The organism is Streptomyces sp. L-9-10, assembly GCF_004151105.1.
Classification (GTDB): domain Bacteria; phylum Actinomycetota; class Actinomycetes; order Streptomycetales; family Streptomycetaceae; genus Streptomyces.
This window is the reverse complement of the sequence record NZ_PHRF01000004.1, coordinates 1-383: the sequence shown is the minus strand read 5'-3', so window position 1 is coordinate 383 and position 383 is coordinate 1. Positions and strand designations below refer to the sequence as shown.

General features: G+C 70.8%; 1 protein-coding gene. It reads right to left on the bottom strand.

What is annotated here, in order from left to right; genetic code table 11:
• Positions 1 to 383, bottom strand: a 383-nt coding sequence (locus CU044_RS00030) for an acyltransferase domain-containing protein (protein WP_129766257.1), incomplete at both ends; no start/stop codon positions are given.

Sequence of the window (383 nt, the reverse complement as noted above, 5' to 3'; positions counted from 1 at the left end):
GCGCTCGCCAACCGGCCCGTCAGCGTCGACACGATCGGGATCTCGGGCTCACCGCACTCGATCCCCTCGACCACCGCACGGAACTCGTCGAGCATCGGCTCCATCAGCGGCGAGTGGAACGCGTGACTGACCCGCAGCCGGGTCACCTTCCGCCCCGACTCGCGCCACAGCTCCGCCAGTACGTCCACATCGTCGGCGACACCGGAGACGACCACCGAGTTCGGACCGTTGACCGCCGCGATACCCACGGTCTCCGGCAGGTCGGCGGCGACCTCGGCCTCGGACGCCTGGACCGCCACCATCGCACCGCCCTCGGGCAGCGCCTGCATCAGCGCACCACGCGCCGACACCACCTTCACCGCATCCGCCAGCGACCACACACC